24 protein-coding genes and 1 pseudogene are annotated in these 25,998 nt (G+C 45.9%); 18 read left to right on the top strand and 7 right to left on the bottom strand.

What is annotated here, in order from left to right; translation table 11 throughout:
* The first annotated feature begins 2 nt into the window (after positions 1-2).
* Complete coding sequence (gene lpdA / locus KNP96_RS01515; protein WP_088837466.1) at positions 3-1,415, top strand: dihydrolipoyl dehydrogenase; 1,413 nt, start codon at positions 3-5, stop codon at positions 1,413-1,415.
* Positions 1,416-1,579: 164 nt separating this feature from the next.
* Here lpdA and KNP96_RS01510 read toward each other — a convergent pair whose 3' ends face one another.
* Positions 1,580-3,067, bottom strand: coding sequence for an aminotransferase class I/II-fold pyridoxal phosphate-dependent enzyme (locus tag KNP96_RS01510; RefSeq protein WP_214765257.1), 1,488 nt, complete (start codon positions 3,065-3,067; stop codon positions 1,580-1,582).
* 132 nt (positions 3,068-3,199) lie between these two features.
* Between KNP96_RS01510 and KNP96_RS01505 the strand changes: the two genes are divergently transcribed.
* The 3 genes from KNP96_RS01505 (at position 3,200) to KNP96_RS01495 (ending at position 4,842) form a co-directional block, all read left to right on the top strand.
* A complete protein-coding gene (locus KNP96_RS01505; protein ID WP_029330953.1) occupies positions 3,200-3,472 on the top strand; it encodes a UPF0223 family protein in 273 nt (90 codons plus the stop codon).
* 280 nt (positions 3,473-3,752) lie between these two features.
* Positions 3,753-3,941 carry a hypothetical protein gene (locus KNP96_RS01500; RefSeq protein ID WP_029330952.1) on the top strand — a complete coding sequence of 63 codons (189 nt, stop codon included), beginning with the start codon at positions 3,753-3,755 and terminating at the stop codon, positions 3,939-3,941.
* Between the two features lie 121 nt (positions 3,942-4,062).
* Positions 4,063-4,842, top strand: a complete 780-nt coding sequence (locus KNP96_RS01495) for an inositol monophosphatase family protein (RefSeq protein WP_214765255.1) — start codon at positions 4,063-4,065, stop codon at positions 4,840-4,842.
* Positions 4,843-4,924: 82 nt separating this feature from the next.
* Here KNP96_RS01495 and tnpB read toward each other — a convergent pair.
* The 3 genes and pseudogenes from tnpB to KNP96_RS01480 all read right to left on the bottom strand — a co-directional run bounded on the left by tnpB (position 4,925) and on the right by KNP96_RS01480 (position 6,820).
* A pseudogene (gene tnpB / locus KNP96_RS01490) lies at positions 4,925-6,106 on the bottom strand (IS200/IS605 family element RNA-guided endonuclease TnpB).
* Between the two features lie 346 nt (positions 6,107-6,452).
* Positions 6,453-6,599 carry a hypothetical protein gene (locus KNP96_RS01485; RefSeq protein ID WP_214765251.1) on the bottom strand — a complete coding sequence of 49 codons (147 nt, stop codon included), beginning with the start codon at positions 6,597-6,599 and terminating at the stop codon, positions 6,453-6,455.
* Between the two features lie 50 nt (positions 6,600-6,649).
* Entirely contained in the window at positions 6,650-6,820 is a 171-nt protein-coding gene (locus KNP96_RS01480) for a DUF5325 family protein (RefSeq protein ID WP_157898488.1), read from the bottom strand.
* A gap of 185 nt (positions 6,821-7,005) precedes the next feature.
* On the opposite strand from KNP96_RS01480, the gene typA reads away from it, so the two are divergent.
* The 3 genes from typA (at position 7,006) to KNP96_RS01465 (ending at position 10,414) form a co-directional block, all read left to right on the top strand.
* A complete protein-coding gene (gene typA, locus KNP96_RS01475; protein ID WP_029330949.1) occupies positions 7,006-8,853 on the top strand; it encodes a translational GTPase TypA in 1,848 nt (615 codons plus the stop codon).
* A 28-nt stretch (positions 8,854-8,881) separates the two neighbouring features.
* A complete protein-coding gene (locus KNP96_RS01470; RefSeq protein WP_088837463.1) occupies positions 8,882-9,235 on the top strand; it encodes a YlaH-like family protein in 354 nt (117 codons plus the stop codon).
* A 126-nt stretch (positions 9,236-9,361) separates the two neighbouring features.
* On the top strand, positions 9,362-10,414 hold the full coding sequence (locus tag KNP96_RS01465) for a PQQ-dependent sugar dehydrogenase (RefSeq protein WP_214768643.1): 1,053 nt from the start codon (positions 9,362-9,364) through the stop codon (positions 10,412-10,414).
* 75 nt (positions 10,415-10,489) lie between these two features.
* On the opposite strand, the gene KNP96_RS01460 is transcribed toward KNP96_RS01465, so the two are convergent.
* A complete protein-coding gene (locus KNP96_RS01460) occupies positions 10,490-10,693 on the bottom strand; it encodes a YlaI family protein (RefSeq protein ID WP_214765247.1) in 204 nt (67 codons plus the stop codon).
* A gap of 120 nt (positions 10,694-10,813) precedes the next feature.
* Between KNP96_RS01460 and KNP96_RS01455 the strand changes: the two genes are divergently transcribed.
* Both KNP96_RS01455 and KNP96_RS01450 read left to right on the top strand, forming a co-directional pair.
* On the top strand, positions 10,814-11,266 hold the full coding sequence (locus KNP96_RS01455) for a PNPOx family protein (RefSeq protein WP_088837460.1): 453 nt from the start codon (positions 10,814-10,816) through the stop codon (positions 11,264-11,266).
* A gap of 39 nt (positions 11,267-11,305) precedes the next feature.
* Positions 11,306-12,622: a PhoH family protein gene (locus tag KNP96_RS01450; protein WP_088837459.1), complete on the top strand. Its 1,317-nt coding sequence runs from the start codon at positions 11,306-11,308 to the stop codon at positions 12,620-12,622.
* A 64-nt stretch (positions 12,623-12,686) separates the two neighbouring features.
* Here the strand turns inward: KNP96_RS01450 and KNP96_RS01445 are convergent, their stop codons facing one another.
* On the bottom strand, positions 12,687-13,148 hold the full coding sequence (locus KNP96_RS01445) for a hypothetical protein (RefSeq protein WP_214765245.1): 462 nt from the start codon (positions 13,146-13,148) through the stop codon (positions 12,687-12,689).
* Positions 13,149-13,270: 122 nt separating this feature from the next.
* On the opposite strand from KNP96_RS01445, the gene KNP96_RS01440 reads away from it, so the two are divergent.
* From KNP96_RS01440 to KNP96_RS01425, 4 genes are all read left to right on the top strand, one after another.
* On the top strand, positions 13,271-13,549 hold the full coding sequence (locus KNP96_RS01440) for an Fpa/YlaN family protein (RefSeq protein WP_029330942.1): 279 nt from the start codon (positions 13,271-13,273) through the stop codon (positions 13,547-13,549).
* A gap of 69 nt (positions 13,550-13,618) precedes the next feature.
* Positions 13,619-14,896, top strand: a complete 1,278-nt coding sequence (locus tag KNP96_RS01435; protein ID WP_214768642.1) for an FtsW/RodA/SpoVE family cell cycle protein — start codon at positions 13,619-13,621, stop codon at positions 14,894-14,896.
* A complete protein-coding gene (locus tag KNP96_RS01430) occupies positions 14,883-18,317 on the top strand; it encodes a pyruvate carboxylase (protein WP_214765242.1) in 3,435 nt (1,144 codons plus the stop codon). The genes KNP96_RS01435 and KNP96_RS01430 overlap by 14 nt, the downstream gene beginning before the upstream one ends.
* Before the next feature lie 113 nt (positions 18,318-18,430).
* Positions 18,431-19,789 (top strand): cryptochrome/photolyase family protein, encoded by a 1,359-nt coding sequence (locus KNP96_RS01425; protein ID WP_088837455.1) that lies wholly within the window; start codon positions 18,431-18,433, stop codon positions 19,787-19,789.
* An 86-nt stretch (positions 19,790-19,875) separates the two neighbouring features.
* Here the strand turns inward: KNP96_RS01425 and KNP96_RS01420 are convergent, their stop codons facing one another.
* Positions 19,876-20,757 (bottom strand): COX15/CtaA family protein, encoded by an 882-nt coding sequence (locus tag KNP96_RS01420; protein WP_029330938.1) that lies wholly within the window; start codon positions 20,755-20,757, stop codon positions 19,876-19,878.
* A 324-nt stretch (positions 20,758-21,081) separates the two neighbouring features.
* Here KNP96_RS01420 and cyoE point away from each other — a divergent pair, with 324 nt between their 5' ends.
* From cyoE to KNP96_RS01395, 5 genes are all read left to right on the top strand, one after another.
* Positions 21,082-22,014, top strand: a complete 933-nt coding sequence (cyoE, locus tag KNP96_RS01415) for a heme o synthase (protein ID WP_088837454.1) — start codon at positions 21,082-21,084, stop codon at positions 22,012-22,014.
* Positions 22,015-22,075: 61 nt separating this feature from the next.
* Complete coding sequence (coxB, locus tag KNP96_RS01410) at positions 22,076-23,107, top strand: cytochrome c oxidase subunit II (RefSeq protein WP_088837453.1); 1,032 nt, start codon at positions 22,076-22,078, stop codon at positions 23,105-23,107.
* Positions 23,108-23,140: 33 nt separating this feature from the next.
* Positions 23,141-25,009 (top strand): cytochrome c oxidase subunit I, encoded by a 1,869-nt coding sequence (ctaD, locus tag KNP96_RS01405; protein WP_201302332.1) that lies wholly within the window; start codon positions 23,141-23,143, stop codon positions 25,007-25,009.
* Between the two features lies 1 nt (position 25,010).
* Positions 25,011-25,640, top strand: a complete 630-nt coding sequence (locus KNP96_RS01400) for a cytochrome (ubi)quinol oxidase subunit III (RefSeq protein ID WP_088837451.1) — start codon at positions 25,011-25,013, stop codon at positions 25,638-25,640.
* 1 nt (position 25,641) lies between these two features.
* On the top strand, positions 25,642-25,971 hold the full coding sequence (locus KNP96_RS01395; RefSeq protein WP_088837450.1) for a cytochrome C oxidase subunit IV family protein: 330 nt from the start codon (positions 25,642-25,644) through the stop codon (positions 25,969-25,971).
* Positions 25,972-25,998: the final 27 nt, after the last annotated feature.

The following is a 25,998-nucleotide window of genomic DNA, read 5'->3' as shown; positions in this document are numbered from 1 at the left end:
CAATGGTAGTAGGTGAATTCGCACAAGAAACAGATTTACTCGTAATCGGGGCCGGCCCTGGTGGTTATGTCGCTGCAATCCGTGGCGCACAACTCGGACTTAAAGTAACAGTCGTCGAACGTGAAAACGTCGGTGGTGTTTGCTTGAACGTTGGATGTATCCCGTCAAAAGCGTTAATTACAGCTGGACACAACTTCCAACATGCAAAAGGTTCGGACTCAATGGGGATCACGTCTGAGAACGTTGCAGTCGATTTCTCGAAAGTTCAATCTTGGAAACAATCAGTCGTTAACAAATTAACGGGTGGTGTTGGCGGCCTTCTTAAAGGTAACAACATCGAAACAGTCGTAGGGGAAGCATACTTCCAATCTGAAGATACAGTTCGTATCATCAACGAAGATTCTTCAACACCTTACAAATTCAAAAAATGTATCATTGCAACAGGTTCGACTCCAATCGAACTTCCAGCGTTCAAATGGTCTAAACGTGTCCTTTCTTCTACAGGCGCATTGAACCTTCCTGAACTTCCGAAAAAACTCATCGTCATCGGTGGCGGATACATCGGAATGGAGCTTGGTACAGCGTATGCTAACTTCGATACTGAAGTTGTCATCTTAGAAGGAACAAAAGACATCCTTTCTGGTTTTGAGCCGGCAATGACACAAGTCGTCAAGAAAAAGCTCAAACAAAAAGGGAACATCACAATCCACAACGAAGCACTTGCACAAAGTGTGGAAGAGACAGAAGACGGCGTTAAAGTAACGTTCGAAGTGAAAGGTGAAACACAAACAGTTGAAGCGGACTACGTCCTCGTCACTGTCGGTCGTCGCCCGAACACTTCTGATCTCGGTCTTGAGATGGCTGAAGTTAAACTTAGCGAGCGCGGACTTGTCGAAATCGACGATCAGTGCCGTACGTCTAACGAAAACATCTACGCAATCGGGGACATCGTTCCTGGACCACCACTTGCGCACAAAGCATCTTTTGAAGCGAAAATCGCTGCTGAAGCTGCTGCTGGACACCCGGCATACCTCGACTATAGCGCGATTCCTGCGGTTGTCTTCACAGACCCAGAACTCGCAACAGTCGGTTATACAGAAGCACAAGCGAAAGAAGAAGGTCTTGATTACCTCGCTTCTAAATTCCCTTATGCTGCAAACGGTCGTGCCCTTGCACTCAACGAGCCAGACGGCTTCTTGAAAATGATCACACGCAAATCAGACGGTCTCTTGATCGGTGCTCAAATCGCTGGTACAGGCGCATCTGACATGATCGCAGAGATGGGACTCGCAATCGAGTCTGGAATGACTGCTGAAGATATCGCACTCACAATCCACGCACACCCTTCACTTGGTGAAATCGCGATGGAAACTGCTGAAGTTGCAATCGGTAGCCCAATCCACATCATGAAATAAGCTTTAAGCCCTTAAGCGGGGAGCCGACCGCTTAAGGGCTTTTTTTCATTATCATATGCAAGAGGCTAAGGTGTGGTCTTGGTAAAATAAAAAGTACGGGCGGAGGATTTGATATCCTGCGCCCGTACTTTTTTGAGAAGCTGTAACGTCTGCTTTCGTTTGAATCATCGAATGGCATTCGATTGTTGAATGACTTTAATTGTTTCGAGTGAATGATCCTCAAGCCCTTGGACAGGAAGACCCGCTTCGATGTTTTCTTTAATATATGCTAAGTTATCCGTCGTAATCATCTCACCAGGAATGAAAATCGGGATGCCCGGGGGATAGACCATCATGAATTCCGCAGAAATCCGTCCTACGGCTTGCGCGAGCGGAATCGTTTCCGTTTCTTCGTAGAAGGCATCACGTGGACTTAATGCGAGTGCAGGTATGTCAGGCAACATGATAGAATGTGAAGTCGTTTTCGCACCTGTATCACGGTACCGCTCAACGAGCTCAGTCATTCCAGTCAGTAAGGCGTCAATCGTTTCCTCAGAATCACCTGATGTGATGATTAAGAGGATGTTATTCAAATCTGATAGTTCGACTTCAATCCGGTGCTCTTCGCGTAAGAACTCTTCGACGAGGTGACCCGAAATACCGAGTCCTTTGACCGAAATCAATACCTTAGTCGGGTCGAACGCGAATGTCGCACTCGAATGTAAGTCCGATTCACCGAAGACGGCGAGGTAAGGCAACTTAGCGAGACCCATCCGCATCCGTGCCGATAGTTCAAGTGCGCGTCGGTTCATTGCCTCACCATTGATCGCGAGATGGCGCCGTGCACAATCGAGTGAAGCGAGTAACAGATACGATGTTGAAGTCGTCGTCAACATCGAGAGGACAGTCTGGACTTTATCGGGCGAGACCAGACCTCGGCGGACGTTCAAGACAGAACTTCCTGTGAGTGATCCACCCAGTTTGTGCACACTCGTAGCGGCTAAGTCAGCCCCTGCTTGCATTGCTGATAGCGGCATATCATCGTGGAAGCCGATATGGACGCCGTGTGCTTCGTCGACGAGGACAGGGATCCCTTTCCCATGAGCAAGCTTGACGATGCTCTCAAGGTCGCCTGCAACACCGAAGTACGTCGGGTTAATGACAAGTATCGCCTTCGTATCAGGATGAAGACTGAGGGCACGTTCGACGGCACTTGGTGTGATACCGTGAGCAATTCCAAACATTTCATCAAATTCAGGGTGAATGAAAATCGGGTGCGCTCCAGAAAGAACGATAGCCGACATGATCGATTTATGGACATTTCGCGGAACGAGGATTTTATCGTCCGGACCGACGACGCTCATGATCATTGCCATGATTGCCGTTGACGTTCCTTGGACAGAGAAAAACGTTTCATCTGCATGGAATGCTTGTGCCGCCAATTGATGGGCATCTTTGATAATCGTTTTCGGATGATGTAAATCATCGAGTGGAGCGATGTTGATTAAATCGATATCGAGTGCATTTTGACCGATGAACGATCGAAATGCAGGATCCATTCCTTGCCCATTTTTATGACCAGGAATATGAAATTGAATTGGTTGACGTTTCGCATGCGCGAGTAGCGCATCGAATAAAGGTGTATCGAGCTGTGTTAAGCTTTTTGTTTGCACCAGATTTCCCCCCTTAAAACCGAATAAAAAAACAATCAAACAAGCTAACTATAACAAGTTTTCATAACGTTGCAACTGTTTTATCTTCGATTTCATTGTAAAATAAGAATCGTGAAGAAAGGATGTGTCAGGATGGCTCTTAATTATCCCATCAACCCAGACTGGTCGACGAAGGAAATCGTCACCGTCATTGATTTTTTTAACATCGTTGAAGAAGCTTACGAAAAAGGTGTGTCACGTGAAGAATTTATGCGGACATATAAAGCCTTCAAGAAAATCGTGAATGCGAAGTCGGAAGAAAAACAACTCGATCAATTCTATTTCGAAGAAACAGGTTGCTCCAGTTACCGTGCGGTCCAACAAGCAATCAAACAAGACGAACCGATTTTACGAATGAAAAAATGAAGAATGATTAAGAGAGAAAGGCGAGGATTCCATTCGGAATTCCTTGTCTTTTTTTAGTGTGCATCCTACATATATCCTGAAAGGGAAACCGATTAGTTGTTTAGAATAAAGAAAAATGGGTTATATATTACATACAAGACGATATCGTTAAACTGTAATTTTTAAAAATAGATGCTTTACATCTAAGTTGAATCGTACTATTATAGATTCAATCCACTAATTAGTCGCAATTGTCTGATAATTAAAACGTTCATTTATCTCGCGAAGGAGTGTGGTTACTGTGAAACAAGTAATAGAAGCATACAAGAGAAAAGATGCAGAAAAACGCATTCCGGTATTGCGTCTCGAAATTGATTATGAGCTCGCAACATTGCACGATGCAATCGTAGAAAGTGATGCAGAAGCGGTTGGTGCCAGTAAAGAGCGTCTCGAAAAATACCGCCAAGAAATGGTGTTATTAGAGGCATGATTCAGTAAACGATAAACTAAAAATCAAATAAATTAAATCAATCAACCAGCGAAAATTTTCGCTGGTTTTCTTTTTTTGTTACTATGGAAAAGACAGGAATCATATAAAAGGAGTGAGGCGCATGCAAGGCATAGAGTTACATGCTATCGATTTAATGAAACGAGCGGGTAAATATATCCGTCAGATGATAGACCATGCGTATCATATCGAAGAAAAAACGAATAAAAGTGACTTAGTGACGGAGATTGACAAAAATGTCGAAGATTTATTAATTGAAGGTATCCTGAATCAGTATCCAGATCATCATATATATGGAGAAGAAGGGCGTGCGGCGCGACCTGAAACATTGGGTGGCACGATTTGGTTCGTCGATCCGATTGACGGCACGATGAATTTCATTCGCCAAAAACGCTTATTTGCGATTTCGATTGCCATCATGGTAGAGGGCGAACTTCAGTATGGATTTGTGTATGACGTCATGGCGGATGAGATGTTTCATTGCATTAAAGGACAGGGCGCATTCGAAAATGGAATTCGATTAGCGCCAATTGAAGAGAAGCCGGTTAATGATGCGATCATCTGTATGAATGCGACGTGGGTGACTGCCAATCGAAGAATTGATGCAGCATTGCTAGCGCCACTCGTAAAAGACGCTGTTGGGGTTCGGGCAGTCGGTGCCGCCTCGCTTGAACTCGCTTGGGTCGCCGCGGGGCGTGTTGACGGCTACATTACGATGCGAAACATGCCATGGGATTACGCAGCTGGACAACTGTTGATTGAGGAGCTTGGAGGGCGCGTCGGGACAATTGAAGGCGACGCGATGACTTTCCAAGAACAAACGAGTGTTCTTGCAGGGAGTCGGACATTTGTCGCAGACGTATTGACGTATGTAAACAAATAAAACGCCCTTGAACTACCTCCACCTACGCTTCGCTTAGAGGTGGAGGATTCCTGAGTGATCCGACCTGACGGTCGAAACCTGATCAGGCTAACCCCGTCGTCCCGACGGTTGAAGAAGCTAAGAGGCGTTCAGCTTCTTGTTTGAGGTTCAGTCCTGCGTTCACATCACGGTCGTGGTGGATGCCGCAACTCGGGCATGTCCATTCACGCAAGCCAAGATGTTTCACGTCTTTGTGTTGATGTCCGCAACTGGAACACAGTTGACTAGAGGCGAAGGTCTTGCCGACTTTCACGACGGTCTTTCCGTACCATGCCGCCTTGTATCCGAGCATGCGGAAGAACTCCGACCAACTGACCTCAGAGATGGACTTGCTCAACTTGCGATTCTTCTGCATGTTCTTCACTTGCAAGGTCTCGATGCCGATGACGTCGTGGTTTTTGACGATCTCGGTCGACACCTTGTGCAGGAAATCGGTTCGCTTGTTGGCGATCTTCTCGTGGATGCGGGCGACCTTTCGCTTCTGCTTCTGGTAGTTCTTCGCCTCGGAAAGTGTTACTTTCTTGTCCAAGGCCAACCGTTGACGACGAGAAAGCTTGCGTTGCTCGCGCGCCAGCTTTTGCTCAAGCGAACGGAAGTAACGGTCGTTCTTGTATACCTTGTATACCGTGCCGTCCGACAGGACGGCGAAGTGCTTCAATCCGACATCGACGCCGACGGATGAGCCCGTCTTCGGCATTTCGTTGCTCTCCTGCTCGACGAGCAGGGAGACGAAGTATTTTCCTGAAGCGTTACGCCGGATGGTCGCGTTCAAGATGCGTCCGACGACCTGCCTCGAGTTAGCGAAACGCACCCATTTCAACTTCGGGAGTTTTAACTTGTTGCCGACGATCGAGACATCAGGAAGTTGAGACTTACCTTGAATGTTCGTCTTGTACGATTGAACGGGATTGCTCTTCGACTTGAAGCGAGGCCATTCGTTCTGTTTCTTGAAGAAGCGGTCAAAGGCATCAGCAAGATGTTTGACGCTCGTCTGCATAGACGTGCTATCGACTTCCTTCAGCCAGTCGAACGCCTGCTTCAACGACGGGAGTTCTTTCGAACAAGACCCGAAGGACAGTCCTTTCCCTGTCGCTTTATACGTCTCATCCCACTTCGCTAAGAAGTGGTTGAAGACGAAGCGCGAACAACCGATCGTCTTCGCGATCAGGATTTCCTACTCTTTTGTCGGATAGATTCTGAATTTGTAGGCCTTGTGAGTCAACATGATGTTCACCTCCTTACAACGGATATACCTGAAAGAGAGGGTGGCGATTCATCTCCCACTTTCACTAGGGCTTCACCCTGATCGTTTAGAAGTGGGCATATTCTCGCCTGATTTTGATAAAGGACGTTTTAGACTGTAGACAAAGTGCTATCGGGAGATACAGCGTCTTTTTTCGTTGCTTTCCTCGGGCGAGGCGCAAGCCGTTACTCCTTGATCTTCACGGACTACGAACAGGGTCTTGCCTGCCTCTGAAAGTGCGTTAAACACGAACTTTTTCCCGTATGAGTCACCAAACGCGACGCTTTTTTAGGTAATGCCGTGAAGGAAATCCAGACCTGCAGACGGTTTAGAGCGCAATCCGTCTTGAATCGCTTTTAAAGCGAAAAGCAATCGGTCGTGACCCTGCAGCTTTGCTGTAGCGGCGCGGAAGATTGCCGCTTTGAAGACGAGACGAGACAGGGAAGCGCGAACGGATTGCTTCTCGATATCGCATGCTCATGCTTCATAAGTTTGTCTACACGCTGAAACGCCCATAAAGGACGTTTAAGACTGTCTCCGAAGGCGGGCTTTCAAAACAAAACCGACGCCCATCGAAACAAATACTAGAAGTAGCGAGATGAAGACCATCAGCATGTTTTGTTCAGCGATGAAAATCCCGATCGCTGCCATCGAACCTACTGCTAATACTGCCAACAATAAAAAGACGAACCGCATATCATTTCCCCCTCGTTTTACGTGAGTACGTATTTAGTTTAGCGTGAAACGGGGTCAATGAAAAGGCTTTCGCTATAAGCTTGAATCATAGTCATTGCCAACTGCCACTCAACCTGTGCTATACTCTTAAAGTTGACCGAAAGTAATGTTGGATTATTTAAATGAATAGAAAGAGGTACACACTTATGACAACTTTAGTAAGAACTGATTTACGCAACGTCGCGATCATCGCCCACGTTGACCATGGTAAAACGACACTCGTCGATGAGCTTTTAAAACAATCTGGGACATTCCGTGCGAATGAACTAGTTGAAGAACGCGCAATGGACTCAAATGATATCGAGCGTGAACGCGGAATCACAATCCTCGCGAAAAACACAGCAATCGATTATAAAAATACCCGCATCAACATCGTTGATACACCAGGTCACGCCGATTTCGGTGGAGAAGTTGAACGTATCATGCGTATGGTAGATGGCGTTATCCTCGTCGTCGATGCACGTGAAGGCTGTATGCCACAAACACGTTTCGTATTGAAAAAAGCACTCGAGCAAGGATTACAACCAATCGTCGTCGTCAACAAAATCGATAAGCCGATGGTTCGTCCACTCGAAGTCGTCGATGAAGTCGTCGATCTTTTAATCGATCTTGGCGCAGACGAAGATCAACTCGAATTCCCAGTCGTTTATGCATCGGCAGTCAACGGCTCAAGTTCATTTGAACCTGAACTTGATAAACAAGAAGATACAATTACGAACGTTCTTGATTTGATTCTTGAGCACACACCAGCACCTGTCGATAACAGCATGGATCCACTTCAGTTCCAAGTTACGATGCTTGATTATGACAACTACCTTGGTCGTATCGGAGTTGGTCGTGTTTTCCGTGGAGAAATCAAAGTCGGCGATAGCGTTTCGCTTTCTAAACTTGATGGATCAATCAAAAACTTCCGTGTAACGAAATTATTCGGATACTTCGGCCTTAAACGCGTTGAGATCGAAGCGGCGAAAGCTGGAGACTTGATCGCAATCGCAGGTATGGAAGATATCAACGTCGGTGAAACAGTGTGTCCAACGTCACACGTCGATCCACTTCCATTGCTTCGGATTGATGAGCCAACACTTCAAATGACGTTCATCGTCAACAACTCGCCATTCGCTGGTCGTGAAGGGGATCTCGTTACTTCACGTAAAATCGAAGAGCGTCTTGAAAAAGAACTTGAAACAGATGTTTCGCTTCGTATCGAAAACACAGATTCTCCTGACCGCTGGATTGTTTCAGGTCGTGGTGAGCTTCACCTTGGTATCTTGATCGAAAACATGCGTCGTGAAGGTTACGAAATTCAAGTTTCGAAACCACAGGTAATCATCAAAGTTGAAGATGGCGTTAAAGTCGAGCCTTTTGAGCGCGTCGTCATCGATACTCCTGAAGAGTATACTGGTGGAGTCATGGAATCGATCGGTCTCCGTAAAGGTGAATTGACGAACATGCAAACAATGGATAACGGTCAAACGAAAATGGAATTCATCGTTCCTTCACGCGGTTTGATTGGTTACCGTAACGAATTCTTATCTGCAACACGCGGATACGGCATCATGAACCACACATTCGAAGAGTACCGTCCGTTCATCAACGCAGACATCGGTGGTCGTCGTAGTGGTGTTATGGTTTCGATTGAAACAGGAAAAGCGACTGCTTACGCAATCTCTGCTCTTGAAGACCGTGGAACGATCTTCATCGAGCCAGGCCTTGAAGTATATGAAGGAATGATTATCGGGGAATGTAACCGTGACGTCGATCTCGCTGTTAACGTTGTTAAAGCGAAACAATTGACGAACATGCGTGCATCTGCGAAAGATACGACAAACGTTCTTAAACGTCCACGTGTCTTCTCACTTGAAGAATCATTAACATTCTTGAATGAAGATGAGTACTGTGAAATTACACCGGAATCAGTTCGTCTTCGTAAACAAGTGTTGAACAAGAACGAACGTGAAAAACAAGACAAACGTCGTCGTCTTGGAAAAGACTGAGTTCTTAACAATGTAAGGGGGACTGGCAATGTCTGCACAACCTGCCGTTGCTTCTGATTTCTCGAAATTCGATATTCCTGCCGTCGCCAGGTTTCTTGGCGTCGGGAGTGATCCGAATAACTTAAGTGCGGGTTTCAATGCATTGATGATTACGGTCGTCATTTTGACGCTCGTCGTGTTTAAGCTAGGTTTTGCAAAGGAATTAGCTTGGTGGAAATCGCTGATCGTCTATCTTTTATTAGCTGTCTTTTCAGCGGCTTTAACACTCGTCTTTTGGACGTGGCCGATTCCTGAAGTATTGCTTGCGATGGTCGCCATCCTCGGGATTTATCGTTTCCGGATGTGGCGTGTCAAACGCGATCGAGAACAGACTGCATCTTAAATTCATTTGATTCGTTTAAAAGTCCGTCTTCCTTGTGAAGGCGGACTTTTTGTTTTATCGTTCAATCGGTAAATAAAGGAATAGAAACGAGAAAGTCAGGGGAAAAACCTTTAAGGAGTGATGAAAATGAATAAATGGAGCTGGCTCGCCCCGCTGAGTCTTACGATGTTATTAGTCGGTTGCGCGACTGATTCAAAGACGGAGGAGTCGAGTCAAACAGATGCTAAACAAGAGACTGAAGAGGGAGCCGACATCATTTTCGAGTCCCTGCAGGCACCTTGGAATGTCGAGATGTCAGGGGATACATTTTATATTACAGAACGAGATGGAAAAATCGTCGAAGGAACGCAAGGGGATTATTCGCGAACAGCCCCACGTCTGACGGAAGAAGTCGTGGCGGAAGGGGAAGGTGGACTACTTGGAATGGCCCTTGATCCCGACTTTGAAGAGAATCAGCTCGCTTATGTATACCATACGTATGAACAAGCAGGTGAGCTACGGAATCGTGTCATTTCAATCGAACGGAAGGATGGGGACTGGACGGAGAAAAGCATTTTACTGGATGGCATTCCTGGGTCCTCGATTCATAATGGCGGTCGAATCGAGATTGGGCCGGATGGTTACCTGTACGTCACAGCAGGAGATGCTGCAGTTCCCGAGAATGCACAGAAGCTATCCTCTTTGGCCGGAAAAATTTTACGGATGGACTTAACGGGAGAGCCGGTTGAAGGGAATCTGGAGGGTTACGTCTATAGTTATGGTCATCGTAATCCACAAGGTCTTGTTTTTGTCGGAAATCAGCTTTTTGCGACCGAACATGGTCAAAGCGGACATGATGAAATCAATAAAATTGAACAGAAAAATTATGGATGGCCGTTGATTGAAGGGATGGAAAAACAACAAGGATTAGTCACACCGTGGTATGAAGTAGGAAATCGCTCCGTTGCACCAAGCGGGGTGACGGAACTTGATGGGAAGTTGTATTTCGGTACGTTGGTCGGGCAGAGCCTTCGCTCGATTGAAGAGAGCACGAAGCAAGTCGAACAAGTCGTAACGGATCGTGGACGCATTCGTGACGTCATGACAGATGGAACTGCACTATATTTCCTTACGAACAATACGGACGGCCGTGGAAATCCTGAGAAGAATGATGATGTTTTTGTCCGCTTCGACCCGTAAAGATATGAAAAGCTCCTTCGACATCATCCGGATGTCACAGGAGCTCAAAGTTACTTCAGCATAGAAAGTAAGCCGTCACCATCTTTTTTTAGTAGACGCCCACGTCGGATATAAGTTAAAGTTCCCAGTTGCTTCGCGCGCAATCGTCCGTTGCTCGATACGCTCATTGCATTCATCGCACAAATAGATGCGAACCGGTTTGTTACGTAAGCGTTTTGCTGCGAAGGACCAGTCGTCGATCGTTTCGCGTTTATCGCAGATAGTACATTTTACACGCATTTCGAGGTCCTCCTCTTTTTTTACTAGTATACCATATTAAAAGATTATTCAGATGTAAAAAAGGGAATTGAATGACATGACTCGAAACTAAGTCAGTAAGATAAATAGGGGGGTGACACCATGGCAAATAAAATGGAACATCGTCTGAATCTAAAGCAACTCGAAGCGTTATCCGATTTACCACTCGTTTTTTTAATCACGCACGATCAATCGAAAAGTTGGCCCATCACCCATGCAATCAGTTGGGTTTATGCAAAAGATGAACAAACGGTCCGATTTGCGATTGAAGCCGATTCGCATATCGTCAAGACGTTGGCAGAGCATCCTGTTTTCACATTGATTTTCTTTGCCGATCAATCTGCCTATAGCTTGACGTGTACGGAGGTGAAGCGCTGGGATCCGGCAGCCGAAGTGCCATTAAAGCTTGCATTTTACGAAGGAATGGTAGAAGAAGTACGCGATATTTTATTTTACGGAGCCGCTGTATCCAATCGTCCTCGTATCGAGAAAACGTATGACGAAACGGCAGCGTTACGTCTAGATCAACAAATGCATGCGATTCTAAAAGCGTAACATTCATCAAAACTCGACTCTAAAGGGGCGAACGATGGAATGAAAAAAATATACGTGCTCGATACTAATGTCATGCTCCACGATCCATTATCTTTATTTCAATTCCAAGAACATGATGTCGTCATACCGGCAATCGTCTTAGAAGAGCTGGACGGAAAAAAACGAAACATGGATGAAGTCGGGCGAAATGCTCGAGAGACCGCGCGGATTTTGGATCAATTAAGGGAAGCGGGTCATCTTCATGCAGGAGTACCGCTCGGAAATGGCGGCATCCTCCGTGTCGACATCGGTGACACGATCAGTGACGTCTCACCGTTCACACATGAATCGAATGACAATAAGATTCTCGAGTTGGCGTGGTCGATTCATCGGGAACAGCAGGAACTACAGAGTGGACGTGACGTCATTCTCGTCTCAAAAGATATTCTCGTTCGTGTAAAGGCAGATGCGTACGGACTTGTCGCAGAAGATTACTTGACGGATCATATTGCGGATTTGACAGGGTTATATACGGGTTTCATTGAAGCAGTCGTCGACCAGGAATACATCGATGCCTTTTACGAAGACAAACGACTCTCAGTGGATATCTTGAATGAAAAAGTTTATCCGAATCAATTCGTCATTTTAAAAAGCAATGTATCGAAAGCTTCAGCTTTCGCTGTCGTCGATCAGGAATTGCCTATCATCCGGGCACTTTCGCTTGATATCAATCAAGTATGGGGTGTCGTCCCCCGTAACGTTCAACAGCGCATGGCGTTCGAATTGTTACTTCGGGATGATGTTCCGCTCGTTACACTCGTCGGCAAGGCAGGAACGGGGAAAACATTGCTCGCACTTGCGGCCGGGTTGTTGCAAGTCGAAGATGAACATCGTTATAAAAAACTAGTCGTCGCGCGTCCTGTCGTTCCGATGGGAAATGACATCGGCTATTTACCGGGTGAGATGGAAGAGAAGCTTCGACCATGGATGCAACCGATTTATGATAATTTGGAGCATTTGTTCAATACGGGTTCGGGTGATGAACTTGGAAATATCCTAGCGGGCATGAAATCGATTCAGCTTGAGGCATTAACTTATATCCGCGGGCGGAGTATGCCGGGACAGTTCATCATCATCGATGAAGCACAAAACTTAACGAAACATGAAGTGAAAACGATTTTGACTCGTGTCGGGGAAAACTCGAAAATTGTTCTCGTCGGGGATCCGCAACAAATTGACCATCCGTATCTCGATGAATATTCAAATGGTCTATCCTATGCAGTTGAACGGTTAAAAGGTGAACAAATGACAGGGCACGTCAAACTCGTCAAAGGGGAACGGTCGAACCTCGCGCGTCTTGCGGCCGACTTGCTTTAAAAAATAAAACTGCCCTCTTTTCCTTCAGTCGTTAACGTTAGAAGGAAAAGAGGGCAGTTTGCTATTAGATGACAGTGATCCGATTGACCGAACGGACGACTTGATCTTGATAAAGTAAATGAACGGGACCATCGGTTAAGACTTTCCCGTCTTTTGAAAATTGTAAGTAGAGTTGAGGCAGTACCTCGAGTGGGAGTTCGACGGTATCGATTCCTTCAAAACGTAATTGTGAGGCATCGTTTAGTACTTCGGCATTTGTGATGAATGGAAGGAGTGGCATCGCGAACGTCCCGCGGAGTGCGTCATCTTTTTCTTCGCGCGTCATCGGTTTATTGTGATCGGTCCGACTCCCTTCCGTAATCCCCTTGTCCCAAGCAGCCCCCATTTTCGCATAGTATGCTTCAGCGGCATTATGCTCTGTCTCTTGTCCGATTTGTTCGACCGCAATCTTACGATCGTCAAAGATCCAGACGGTTGGATCAATCGTTAATGTGTACCGTACCTTACCTGTGATTGGAAAAATCATCTCTATTCCCCCTAAATGTGTGAATGCTACAAATCCATTATACCGAAACGTTGAATTGTTAGCGAAAGTAAGGTAAAGTTTATCTATAACAGGAACGCGTCATTTGATGAGGAGGGATTGGATTGTCAACTGAAATCGGGACAGTTCATCGCCAGCGCGCTCTTGAGCTACTAGAAGCGGATGCCCATAAAATCCGCCGGTTGATCGAGGTCCAGCTTGCGAATTTAACGATGCCACAATGTCCTCTTTATGAGGAAGTATTGGATACACAAATGTTCGGATTGTCACGCCAAATTGATTTTGCCGTTCGTCTTGAACTGATTGATGCGAGTGAAGGGAAACAATTACTCGAATCACTTGAACAGCAACTATCTGACTTACATGATGCGGAGACGTGCTGATTTTCTACTCAAACGTGAAATGCGGCGTTTGGGTATTTTTTTTTAGAACTAGAAAAGGGACGTGTACATATGCAATCGAAGTTTAAAGAAAGACGAGCATTTTTTGACTTTCGCTTGTTCTTTACGATGTTGATTCTGATGGCAATCAGTACGGTGATGGTTTATAGCGCTAGTGTTTGGAACGGTGGTGATTATGCGAACACTTCGTTTTTCGAGAAACAACTGATGTTTGACGGCTTGGCAATCGTGGCATTTTTATTTGTTGCGCATCTCAATCATGAAGTGCTTCGAGGTCCGATTTTTCGTTTAGTCTTGTATCTCATCACATGGGTGATGTTGATGGCGACGTTGTTTTCTGAACCGTTGAACGGGGCACGAGCGTGGTTGAACTTTGGTGTTTTTTTGATTCAACCGATCGAGCTCTGTAAATTCGTCTTAGTCGTCGGGTTAGCGAATTACTTTGATCAAAAACAAAAAGGGACGTTGAATGGCGTAATCGGAATCGTTCATCACTTCATCCACCGTCAAATCTCTCCCTCTTCCGCGGGCAAGCGGATGTTACTTAGTTTGTCTGATTGGATTTTAATTCCGATGCTCGTCTTGCTGGCACCTTATGCAATCATCATCCGGATGCAACCCGATGATGGGGGATTGTTCATCTTGTTGTTGATTACGGCAATGATTTGGTTTGCTGTCGGATTACCGAGTGGTTACATCACATTAGGGTTCATCGCAGTACCGTTAGTTGGTTTCTATGCGTATAATAATTTTTCAGAGAATCAGCTGAAACGAATTCATGTCATCTTTAACCCGTTCCTCGATGCGGAGGGAAAAGGCTATCAATTGATCAATTCGGTCATTTCAATTGCCCATGGAGGCGTGTTCGGCGTCGGGTTAGGGAACAGTTTTCAGAAATATGGGTATCTACCTGAACCAGAGACCGATTACATCATGTCAATCATTTCGGAAGAACTTGGATTTGTCGGCGTACTTGTCGTCCTTGGATTACTGTTTTTCTTAATGTTTCAAGGTGCGAGAATCGCCCAAAAATGTGTTTCGCTGTATTCAAGCATGATGGCGATTGGTATTTCTTCCATCATATTCATCCAGACAACGATCAATATCGGTGCCATGTCAGGCTTGTTCCCGGGAACCGGGGTCACGTTACCATTCATCAGTTACGGGGGGTCTTCGTTACTCGTCATGAGTACGATGCTCGGTGTGCTGGCGAATATTTCCATGCAAAATAAACATCGAATAGCGTATCATAAAGAAGTGCAAGATGCACGGACGATGAGCGCAACGAGTTCATTAACAAAAGGGGGAGCATCAGTTGACAAAAATTAAAAAGATTCTTGTAGCAAACCGTGGTGAAATCGCAATCCGAGTATTTCGGGCAGCAACCGAATTAGGCATTCGGACAGTTGCGATTTATTCGAGAGAAGACATGGGATCGCTTCACCGTTATAAAGCAGACGAAGCATATCGGATTGGTGAGGGGAAGAAACCAATCGAAGCGTACCTAGACATTGAAGGTATCATCGCAACTGCTAAAAAAGCAGAGTGTGACGCGATTCACCCAGGGTATGGTTTTCTGTCTGAAAACATTGAACTCGCAAAACGTTGCCGTGAAGAAGGCATCATCTTCATCGGTCCACAAGAAGAACATCTTTATAAATTCGGTGACAAGGTACGAGCGCGTACGACAGCAATCGAAGCCGGCTTACCAGTCATTCCGGGAACGGACGGTCCGATTTCAACGATGGAAGAAGCCTATGCTTTTGCTGAAAAAACAGGTTATCCATTGATGGTTAAAGCTTCTCTTGGTGGAGGGGGACGCGGTATGCGCGTTGTCCGGACAGAGGAAGAGCTGCCGGAAATGATTGAGCGTGCGAAATCAGAAGCATTAAAGGCTTTCGGATCAGACGAAATATACATTGAGAAATTAATTGAACGACCGAAACATATCGAAGTCCAAATCATTGGCGATGCCCATGGTAATATCATTCACTTGTTCGAACGTGATTGCTCTGTTCAGCGTCGACATCAAAAGGTTGTCGAAGTGGCACCATGTGTCACGCTTTCCGATGCAGGACGGAAGAAAATTTGTGACGCGGCAGTAACGCTAATGAAACACGTCGGGTACGAGAATGCAGGAACAGTCGAGTTCCTAGTGACGCAAGATGAATCGTTCTACTTTATCGAAGTTAACCCGCGTGTCCAGGTCGAGCACACAATCACGGAGATGATTACAGGCGTCGACATCGTACAAACGCAAATCCGGGTGGCAGAAGGTGAGTCGCTTCATAGTGAGCTCGTTGGAATTCCGGTGCAAGAAGAGATTCAGATGCTTGGTTTCGCGATTCAAAGCCGGATTACATCGGAAGATCCAGAAAACGGCTTTTTACCCGATACGGGAAAAATTAAAGCTTACCGCTCACCCGGCGGTTTCGGAGTCCGTCTTGACGGAGGGAATGCTTACGTCGGTGCAGAAATCTCACCATACTATGATTCACTGCTCGTTAAAATCTCAACGCACGGCCTGACGTACGATCAAGCTGTCGCGAAGATGAGCCGAAACTTAAGTGAGTTCCGGATCCGTGGAATCAAAACAAACATTCCGTTCCTAAGCAACGTCTTGAAACACCATGCATTCATCAGTGGTGACTACAACACGTCCTTCATCGATGATACGCAAGAATTATTCATCTTCCCGAAACGGCAAGACCGTGGAACAAAGTTATTAACGTATATCGGCGAAGTTTCTGTCAATGGATTCCCTGGTATCGGAAAAATCGACAAACCGTTAGCACGTGACGTTCGGATTCCGAAAGATTTACCAACGACGTATCAAGCGGGCACGAAAGCGTTACTTGATGCAGAAGGGCCGGTTGGTGTTGCGAATTGGTTGAAAGCACAAGAACAGGTCTTGTTGACAGACACGACGTTCCGGGATGCACACCAGTCGTTACTTGCGACGCGGATGCGGACGAAAGATTTAGTAGCGATTGCAGAAGCAGAAGCAAAACTCTTGCCGGAATTGTTCTCGGTCGAGGCGTGGGGTGGCGCGACGTTCGATGTAGCATATCGTTTCTTGTCAGAAGATCCTTGGACTCGTTTAATGAAATTACGTGAACAAATGCCAAACGTCTTGATTCAAATGCTATTACGTGGTGCGAATGCAGTCGGTTATAAAAACTATCCGGACAACGTCATTCATGCTTTCGTCAAGGAAGCGGCCCAAGCAGGCGTTGATGTCTTCCGAATCTTTGATAGCTTGAACAATCCGGAATCAATCCAATTAGCAATTGACGCGGTCTTACCGACAGGGAAGATTGCAGAAGCAGCCGTCTGTTATACAGGCGATCTGTTCGATGCGAATCGTCCGAAGTATCACTTACCGTATTACGTCAAGTTAGCGAAACAATTGGAAGCAAGTGGCGCGCACATCATCGCAATCAAAGATATGGCGGGTCTGTTAAAGCCGGAAGCAGCGTATGCGTTAGTCTCTGCTTTAAAAGATGCAGTCGATTTACCGATCCACCTCCATACACATGATGCGAGTGGGAACGGAATCTACACGTATGCCCGTGCAGTCGATGCCGGTGTTGACGTCGTCGATGTCGCTGCTTCGAGTATGGCCGGCTTAACGAGTCAACCAGCAGGAGGAAGTTTAATCCATGCGCTGAGTGGACACCCGCGTCAGCCACTTGTTTCAGCACAGAAATTCGAACAAATTTCAGATTATTGGCAAGATGTTCGTCACTTGTATAAAGCGTTCGAACTCGATATGTTAGCACCGAATCCAACCGTTTACGACCATGAAATGCCGGGCGGTCAATATTCGAATCTTCAACAACAGGCAAAAGCAGTAGGACTCGGAGATCGTTGGTCGGAAGTCAAGAGTATGTACGCCCGCGTCAACATGTTGTTTGGTGACATCGTCAAAGTAACACCGTCGTCTAAAGTAGTAGGAGATATGGCCTTGTTCATGGTCCAACATCACTTGACAGAAGAAGACGTCTTACATCGTGCGAGTGGGCTCGATTTCCCGGATTCAGTCGTCGAACTGATGAAAGGTGAGCTTGGCACACCTCCGGATGGGTTCCCGAAACAAGTGCAAGATGCGATCCTCAAAGGTGTCGCACCATTAACAGAACGTCCAGGGAAAATGATGGAGCCGCTTAACTTTGATGCCATCAAACACGAATTGTTTGAAAAGCTCGAACGACCGATTACTGAATTTGATGCGCTTGCGTACGCGCTTTATCCGAAAGTATTCATGGATTATAGTTCATATGTCGCACGTTATGGAGACGTCTCGGTCCTTGATACGAGTACATTCTTCCACGGCATGCGACTCGGTGAAACGATCGAAGTCGAAATCGAACGTGGTAAAACGTTGTACCTCAAGTTGATTCAAGTCGGACAGCCGAATGATCACGGTGTGCGAATCGTTTACTACGAAATGAATGGTGTTCCGCGTGAAGTTGAAGTCAAGGACATTAGCGTCAAGGAAAGTTCGTCCAGTCGTCCGAAGGCGGACCGGTCGAACCCGAAACAGATTGGTGCATCGATGCCGGGAAGTGTCCTGAAAGTTCTTGTCGAACCAGGAGCACGTGTCCGTAAAGGGGAGCAATTGCTCGTCACGGAGGCGATGAAAATGGAAACGACGATTCAAGCACCGGAAGACGGAGAAATTAAAGCCGTCCATGTCAACGAAGGCGAAGCAATCGCAAGCCAAGATTTATTAATTGAATTCATCTGATTCGTAGCGTGGTGATTCGATAACTTTAAAATAGAATCGATGAAAAACAGGCAGACGCATGGCGGCTAGCCTGTTTTTCTTTTTAAGCAGTATTATCGGAGGAGGAGCTAGGAATGAATATCATCTGTTGGATTAGAAGTGACTTTCGACTTCAGGATAATCAAATGTTGGCGAAAGCGGTAGAATACCTCGAGCAGGACGATCAAGCGACCGTGGAATTTGTTTTTTGGCTTAACCCGGACTATATCGGTTCTTACGAAGCGAGACAACAGTATTTCTTTCAAGCGCTGGAGCACTTTTCGGATAACTGTAAAACAAAGGGCTTGCCGATTCGTTTTATTGAAGGGGACGAAGCGAAGTTCTTAGAGGAAACAGCTATGGCAGACCATTTAATTTTTAACGCCGAATACGTCGAACCGTTTAAAACGCGCGATGATGCGATTATTAAAAAACGTCAGCGTCAACAGACGGATCGTGTACTTGATCGTCATTTGTTGCATCCGCATGCAGTCAAGAAAAATGATGGTGGCTATTATAAAGTGTTCACACCATATAAAAATGCGTTCTTAAAAAAAGATCTTCCAGAACCAGTCCAAGTGAATCTCGATCGTCTGCAAGCCCAGTATAAAAAACACCAAAATGACAACTCGTTCATTGAGGAGTACTTTAAACAGGCTCAATCCGAGGTTGATTTTCAGGTGGGTGAAGAAAATGCGCAGGACCGTTTACATCAGTTCATCTCGAGCGGACTCGAACAGTACGAAGAAAATCGGGATATCCCGTCAATCGACGGAACGAGTCGGATGTCACGTTACCTGCGGACGGGAGAAATCAGCATTCGGACCATTTATACGCAGGTTGAGCAAGCAGCTGCTTCAAAAGGAAAACAAACCTATTTGACGGAATTAATTTGGCGTGAATTTTACTATACAATTTTGATGCACCATCCAGAGTCAAAACGTCTACCGGTAAACGAGCAGTATAATGACATTCAATGGGAAGACGACGAGACGGGGTTTGACGCGTGGAAAAAAGGTGAGACAGGTTATCCCATCGTTGATGCGGCGATGCGTCAGCTGAACACAACGGGCTGGATGCATAACCGGCTCCGGATGATTGTAGCCTCCTTTTTAACAAAAGATTTGTTAGTCGATTGGCAAAAGGGTGAACAATATTTTCAGAAGAAGTTAGTCGACTATGAAGCGGCTTCAAACATCGGGGGATGGCAGTGGGCAGCATCTGTCGGAACGGACGCCGTACCATACTTCCGTGTCTTCAATCCGACGACCCAATCGAAAAAATTTGATGCGTCTGGTGACTTCATTCGTCGATATGTACCAGAGATTAAGGACTTGCCGAATAAATTCATTCATGAACCAACAGACCAGCAACGTGAAGACTATGATTACCCAAAACCAATCGTTGAGCATGATATGGCACGTAAACGGGCGATTGCTCGCTTTAAAAAGTAATAAACTACGAACGCGGTACCGACATAAAAAAGATGGAGCATCACAGTGAAATGATGCTCCATCTTTTTTTGACTTGTCTAATATGCTTAACGATCTTGCCTTGTCCGGAACGCGTGATACGTCATGTAAGACAGTACACCAAAGTAACATGTAATCAAGAACGCGTGTAAAAGTGGAACGTAAGTCGCATGTCCGCCTAAAACGATCCAGGCACCTGTCGCAACTTGGCAACTGATGAAGAACGTAGCAAACGCCATCCCTTTTTGTGTCGTCCGATGCTTTAAGCGAATCGCGACGAAGTGCACATATAACGTATAGAAGAATAATAAGCCAGCCATAATGCGATGAATCATCTGGACCCATGACTCGTATGTCATCGTTGGTTGCGAACAGACGGGCCAACCGACACAGGCATACGTTGCGCCGACGTGACGGACATATGCGCCCGTATAGACGACGATCAGCGTGTAAATCAGCAGGCCGTACAGGAGTTTACGTAAGAATGCTGGGACCGTTTCCCTGAATTCTCGTCCTGGACGTTCCATGATTAATAGCGTCAAAATGAGCAAAGAAGCGAAGGAGATAAGCGAAATCCCGAAATGGAGCGCCATGACGAGGTCAGACTGTTGCCAAACAACAGCGCCTGCTCCAACGATGGATTGAATCAACATGAAGATAAAAGCAAGAAAGGCAAAAATCTTCGTATCGAGACGCTCTTTGAAAGCGACGAGTGTCCATAAACATAATGCGATGATTAATAGTCCGACGACACCGGTTACGGCGCGGTGGCTGTATTCAATCATCGTTTCTACACTAGGGTTAGTCGGAATGAGCTCTCCGTGACAGAGTGGCCAGTCTGTTCCACAGCCGTTCCCTGAATCAGTCTTTGTGACTGTGCCCCCCATCAACAATACGATCATCATCGTGAATGTGACGAATGCCGAAAAAATCGAAAGCTTTCGATTCAAGACACGGACACCACCTTTCTAAAATATACAATATACAGTCATGCGCATAGCAATAGTATCGCATAAAAAATATCGAAACGCTTGCAATCTTTTAGAAGAACGCTATTCTAATATTAGGTAAATATGGTGAACTGTGAGGTTAATCACATAGATTTCACATTTTGTTCATTATGTCGAAAGTATTTTCATGCGTCACGACCCTGAATATGTGGTATCTTTTATAGAGAAAAGGACGTTTCGTGGCGTGTCTGTGTTATTTCTGTGAAGAAAATACGTGTCTCATGCGTGCAGAGAGGATACAGGCGGTTAGAAGGAGGAAACAACATGGCGAAAGTAAATGGGGAGACGCTTGACATCATGATCGAGCAAACGGATCAACCGACGTTCAAGGACTATGTCACCCTAGCAAAGATGGGAATCGTTCGCGCGAATCTCATCACCGTCTTCGCAGGATATGTCGTGGCAGCATCGTATTTAACCGATGATGTCTTGTTATACCTGTGGCAGACGAAGTTGACATTATTGTGGACACTTCTTGGAAGTGGCCTGGTCATTGCCGGAAGTTGTTACCTCAACAACTACATTGACCGAGACATCGATTACAAGATGGAACGGACGATGGGGAGACCGAGTGTGACCGGCAAGATGGATGGACAGCGCATATTGGCATTAGGACTTGGAATACTTGCGACGGGAACGGTGCTTCTCTTGATCGTTAACCATGTCGCGGCAGTGTTCGGATTGATTGGATCATTCGTCTACGTCGTCATCTATACGATGTGGCTCAAACGAACGCATACGATCAATACGGTCGTAGGAGGTATTTCAGGAGCAGTGCCACCGATCATTGGATTTGCGGCAGTCACTCCAGCACTTCATATCGATGCCTGGATTTTATTCCTCATCATGTTCGTCTGGCAGCCGCCTCACTTCCTTGCACTCGCAATGAGACGGACAGAAGAATACCGTGCTGCAGGTATTCCAATGTTACCGGTCGTTAATGGTTTTGCCATCACGAAACGACAAATTGTGTGGTGGATTGCAGTCTTAGTCCCATCATCACTACTCTTGGCACACTATGGTATCGTCTACACGATTGTCATGGCGGCGTTAAGTGGTTACTGGCTTTACATGGGACTGAAAGGTCTCAAAATCAAAGAAAAACAAGCTGAAATTAAATGGGCATCGAAAATGTTCTTCTTCTCGCTCTTTTACTTCACAGCTTGGATCGTGACGGTCGTACTCGTTTCTCTCTAAAACGATTTGACATATTCACGTACACCATTACAAGAAAAAAATTGGGGAAAAGAAAGTGGGGATGGTTGTGAAAAAATCAGGAAAAATGCTCTTCCGGCTTCTTCCGATCGGTTTGATGGCATTATTGTTATCAGGTTGTGGAATTCCGGAATTGTCCGCGCTTCAGCCTCGCGGGGAAGGCGCAGAAATGCAACTTGAGATCATCAAGCTCAGCTTATGGGTGATGTTGTTCGTCCTTGCGATTGTAGCGGTCATCTATGTTTACGTACTTATGAAATTCCGTCGTAAATCGGGAGATAACACAGTTCCGAAACAAGTCGAAGGAAATCATACGCTTGAAATCATTTGGACAGTTATTCCAATCCTTCTCTTGGTTGTTCTCGCTGTACCGACAATCAAAACGACGGTTGAATTAGCCGATGCAAAAGAAGCGAAGAAAAACGAACAAATCAACGTTACGGCAAACTTGTACTGGTGGGAGTTCGAATATCCAGACAAAGGTGTTTCGACAGGACAAGAACTTGTCATCCCGGTCGGAAAACGTGTTGCTGTCAACTTGACTTCTAAAGACGTCATTCACTCATTCTGGGTGCCGGCACTTTCTGGTAAAACAGATACAAACCCAGGGCTCGATAACGAGATGTGGTTACAAGCACAAGAAGCGGGCACATACTACGGTAAGTGTGCGGAGCTTTGCGGACCTTCTCACGCATTGATGGACTTTAAAGTCATCGCACTCGAGCAAGATGATTATGATGCATGGTTAAAAGACATGAAAACTGCAAAAGAAGCAGAAACAAAACAACTCGATGCTAAAAATGAAAAAAATTGGACGACGGGCGAACAAGTTTACGCTCAAAACTGCCTCAGCTGTCACGGTGGCGGGAAAGTCGCGCCAAGCTTAACGAACTTTGGTGACCGTCAACGTATCGCAGGATACCTCGATCACGACAAAGAAAACCTCGAGAACTGGATTCGCGATCCGCAAAAAGAAAAACAAGGGACAAAAATGCCTGGTTTCTCTGAAGATCAGATTAGCGATGAAGAATTGAGTGAACTTGCAGACTACCTATTGGACAAAAAGCTCCAATAAAATTAAGGGGGAATCATAGTGGGGACACATACTATGGGTATGCCGAAGAAAAAAAGCGGCATCATGGACTGGCTAACGACAGTCGACCATAAAAAAATTGGGATTCTCTACATCATGTCCGGATTGTTCTTCCTTCTGGTCGGTGGCGTAGAAGCCTTAATGATTCGTTTTCAATTGATTAAACCGATGAACGATTTCGTCAGCGGTGAGTTATTTAACCAGTTGATCACGATGCACGGTACGACGATGATCTTCCTGGCAGCGATGCCGATGTTGATCGGTTATATGAACGCTGCTGTGCCGCTTCAAATCGGAGCACGTGACGTTGCGTTCCCGTTTTTGAACGCACTTGGTTTTTGGTTGTTCTTCTTCGGTGGCGTGCTCTTGAACTTATCATGGTTCTTCGGCGCAGCACCGAACGCAGGATGGACAGCTTACGCACCACTATCGACAGTCCCGGAATCACTTGGTGTTGATTTTTATGCACTCGGGTTACAGATTTCTGGTTTCGGTACACTTATGGGGGGGATTAACTTCCTCGTTACGATCTTGAACATGCGCGCACCAGGTATGAAACTGATGCGGATGCCTTTGTTCACATGGACGGCGTTCGTTGCATCAGCTTTGATCGTCTTCGCATTCCCTCCGCTCACGGTCGGTTTGTTCCTCTTGACGTTTGAACGTCTTTTCGGAGCTCACTTCTTCGACCCGGCAGCCGGTGGTAACATCGTCATTTGGGAACACCTCTTCTGGATCTTCGGGCACCCGGAAGTATATATCTTGATTTTACCGGCATTTGGTATTTTCTCTGAAATCATTCCTACATTCGCACGTAAACGTCTCTTCGGTTACACGACGATGGTCTTTGCGACAATGTTGATCGGTTTCCTCGGATTCATGGTTTGGGTTCACCACATGTTTACAGTGGGTCTCGGACCAGTCGCAAACGCAATCTTCGCTGTTGCGACGATGGCGATCGCTGTACCGACCGGTGTGAAGATCTTCAACTGGCTGTTCACACTTTGGGGCGGTAAATTGACGTTCCCGGTTGCGATGCTTTATTCGGTCGCATTCATCCCATCATTCCTTGTGGGTGGTATGACAGGGGTCATGCTTTCAGTTGCTCCTGCCGATTATCAGTATCACGACAGCTACTTCGTTGTTGCCCACTTCCACTACGTTATCGTTGGTGGGGTCGTCTTCGGTCTCTTTGCGGGTCTTTACTATTGGTTCCCATTGATGTTCGGAAAACAGCTCAACGAATTCTGGGGCAAGATTCAATTCTGGTTGTTCTTCATCGGCTTCCACTTGACGTTTTTCCCGCAACACATCCTTGGTCTTACAGGTATGCCACGTCGTGTCTTCACGTACTTACCAAACCAAGGCTGGGAAACAATGAACTTACTATCATCGATTGGTGCAGGCTTCATGGGTGTATCAACAATCGTTCTTGTTGTTTCAATTGCAGCGGCATTGATGTCGAAAGAATATGTGAAACGCGATGTTTGGGGTGACGGTCGTACCCTTGAGTGGACGCTTCCTGTTCCGACTCCAGAGTACAACTTTGCACAAACACCACTCGTCAAAGGACTCGACACGTACTGGCTCGAAAAAATGGCTGGAAATAAAACAGTTTCCGTATCGGAAGAAGTCGGCGATATCCACATGCCGAATAACACGATTTTGCCATTCGTCATGTCAGTCGGCTTGTTCCTTGCAGGTCTTGGATTCATTCTTCGTCTTGACTACGGAACTGTCGGTCTTGTCATCGCCTTGATTGGTCTTGCAACGACACTCTTCGCGATGTTCCTACGTTCTTGGATTGACGATGAAGGATACTACATCCCGAAATCGGTCATCGAAGAAGATCTACGCCTTGAAGCTGAAAAGGAGGCGAAGTAAGATGGGTCATCATTCAGTACCAAATAACCCAGTGACTGGTATTCCAGATCATGTTGAAAAAGCAACACTTGAGGGTAAGAATAAATATGTAGCTTTCTGGTTCTTCCTTGGAGGAGAGACGACATTGTTCGCCTCTCTCTTCGGAACATACATCGGATTGCACAACTCAGGCGCAAAAGAAGGATTACGGAGTTACGACATCTTTGAGATGGAACTCGTCTTCATCATGACGATGCTTCTTCTGACGAGTTCATTGACAAGTGTTCTTGGGATGATGGCGATGAAACGGAATGACGTTGCGAAAATGAAGATGTGGCTCATTATTACGCTCGCTCTCGGTCTAGCATTCCTCGCTGGTGAGATTTATGAGTTTAATCACTATTACCACATCGGTCATACGTTTACGTCAAGCGCATTCGGTTCGGCGTTCTACACACTCGTCGGGTTCCATGGAGCGCACGTCTTGTTCGGTCTTCTCTGGATTTCGACATTGCTCATCCGTAACTGGAAACGCGGCATCACAGTCGTCAATGCACCGAAGTACTATGTTTCAAGTCTTTACTGGCACTTCATTGATGTCGTCTGGGTCTTTATCTTCTCAGTCGTCTACCTCATGGGGATGGTGAAATAAGATGGAAAAACACGAACCACAAGTTACACGTAACCAGTTAGAATTAGAAATGAAAGCTGATCGTAGCCGCGAAATGCAGCTACAATTGATCAGTTTTGGACTGATGATTTTCTTGACGTTGATCGCTTTCGGCGCAGTGATGGCAGAGCTTATGCCACACTGGGCTGCAGGTGGATTCCTCGTCATCATGGCAATCGTCCAAGTCTACCTTCAGTTATATATGTTCATGCATATGAATAACAAAGGGAACACATGGATTAAAGTCATGATGGGACTCGGTATCTTCGTTGCCTTAACAATCGTCGCGACACTTCGCCTTTTAATCTGGTAAAAAATTGTGACCATTCTGCTAACGTTT

Origin of the sequence: Exiguobacterium sp. s133 (genome assembly GCF_018618595.1) — a bacterium.
In the GTDB taxonomy this organism is placed as follows: domain Bacteria; phylum Bacillota; class Bacilli; order Exiguobacteriales; family Exiguobacteriaceae; genus Exiguobacterium_A; species Exiguobacterium_A oxidotolerans.
Note: the sequence above shows the minus strand (reverse complement) of the source record. Positions and strands in the feature narration are given on the sequence as shown.

Excerpts from the sequence above, each read along its gene's own strand:
- lpdA (WP_088837466.1), top strand. The coding sequence starts at position 3 with ATGGTAGTAGGTGAATTCGCACAAGAAACAGATTTACTCGTAATCGGG.
- KNP96_RS01505 (WP_029330953.1), top strand. The coding sequence starts at position 3,200 with ATGGCTCTTAATTATCCCATCAACCCAGACTGGTCGACGAAGGAAATC.
- KNP96_RS01495 (WP_214765255.1), top strand. The coding sequence starts at position 4,063 with ATGCAAGGCATAGAGTTACATGCTATCGATTTAATGAAACGAGCGGGT.
- KNP96_RS01485 (WP_214765251.1), bottom strand. The coding sequence starts at position 6,599 with ATGCGATATCGAGAAGCAATCCGTTCGCGCTTCCCTGTCTCGTCTCGT.
- KNP96_RS01480 (WP_157898488.1), bottom strand. The coding sequence starts at position 6,820 with ATGCGGTTCGTCTTTTTATTGTTGGCAGTATTAGCAGTAGGTTCGATG.
- typA (WP_029330949.1), top strand. The coding sequence starts at position 7,006 with ATGACAACTTTAGTAAGAACTGATTTACGCAACGTCGCGATCATCGCC.
- KNP96_RS01470 (WP_088837463.1), top strand. The coding sequence starts at position 8,882 with ATGTCTGCACAACCTGCCGTTGCTTCTGATTTCTCGAAATTCGATATT.
- KNP96_RS01465 (WP_214768643.1), top strand. The coding sequence starts at position 9,362 with ATGAATAAATGGAGCTGGCTCGCCCCGCTGAGTCTTACGATGTTATTA.
- KNP96_RS01460 (WP_214765247.1), bottom strand. The coding sequence starts at position 10,693 with ATGCGTGTAAAATGTACTATCTGCGATAAACGCGAAACGATCGACGAC.
- KNP96_RS01455 (WP_088837460.1), top strand. The coding sequence starts at position 10,814 with ATGGCAAATAAAATGGAACATCGTCTGAATCTAAAGCAACTCGAAGCG.
- KNP96_RS01450 (WP_088837459.1), top strand. The coding sequence starts at position 11,306 with ATGAAAAAAATATACGTGCTCGATACTAATGTCATGCTCCACGATCCA.
- KNP96_RS01445 (WP_214765245.1), bottom strand. The coding sequence starts at position 13,148 with ATGATTTTTCCAATCACAGGTAAGGTACGGTACACATTAACGATTGAT.
- KNP96_RS01435 (WP_214768642.1), top strand. The coding sequence starts at position 13,619 with ATGCAATCGAAGTTTAAAGAAAGACGAGCATTTTTTGACTTTCGCTTG.
- KNP96_RS01425 (WP_088837455.1), top strand. The coding sequence starts at position 18,431 with ATGAATATCATCTGTTGGATTAGAAGTGACTTTCGACTTCAGGATAAT.
- cyoE (WP_088837454.1), top strand. The coding sequence starts at position 21,082 with ATGGCGAAAGTAAATGGGGAGACGCTTGACATCATGATCGAGCAAACG.
- coxB (WP_088837453.1), top strand. The coding sequence starts at position 22,076 with ATGGTTGTGAAAAAATCAGGAAAAATGCTCTTCCGGCTTCTTCCGATC.
- ctaD (WP_201302332.1), top strand. The coding sequence starts at position 23,141 with ATGGGTATGCCGAAGAAAAAAAGCGGCATCATGGACTGGCTAACGACA.
- KNP96_RS01400 (WP_088837451.1), top strand. The coding sequence starts at position 25,011 with ATGGGTCATCATTCAGTACCAAATAACCCAGTGACTGGTATTCCAGAT.
- KNP96_RS01395 (WP_088837450.1), top strand. The coding sequence starts at position 25,642 with ATGGAAAAACACGAACCACAAGTTACACGTAACCAGTTAGAATTAGAA.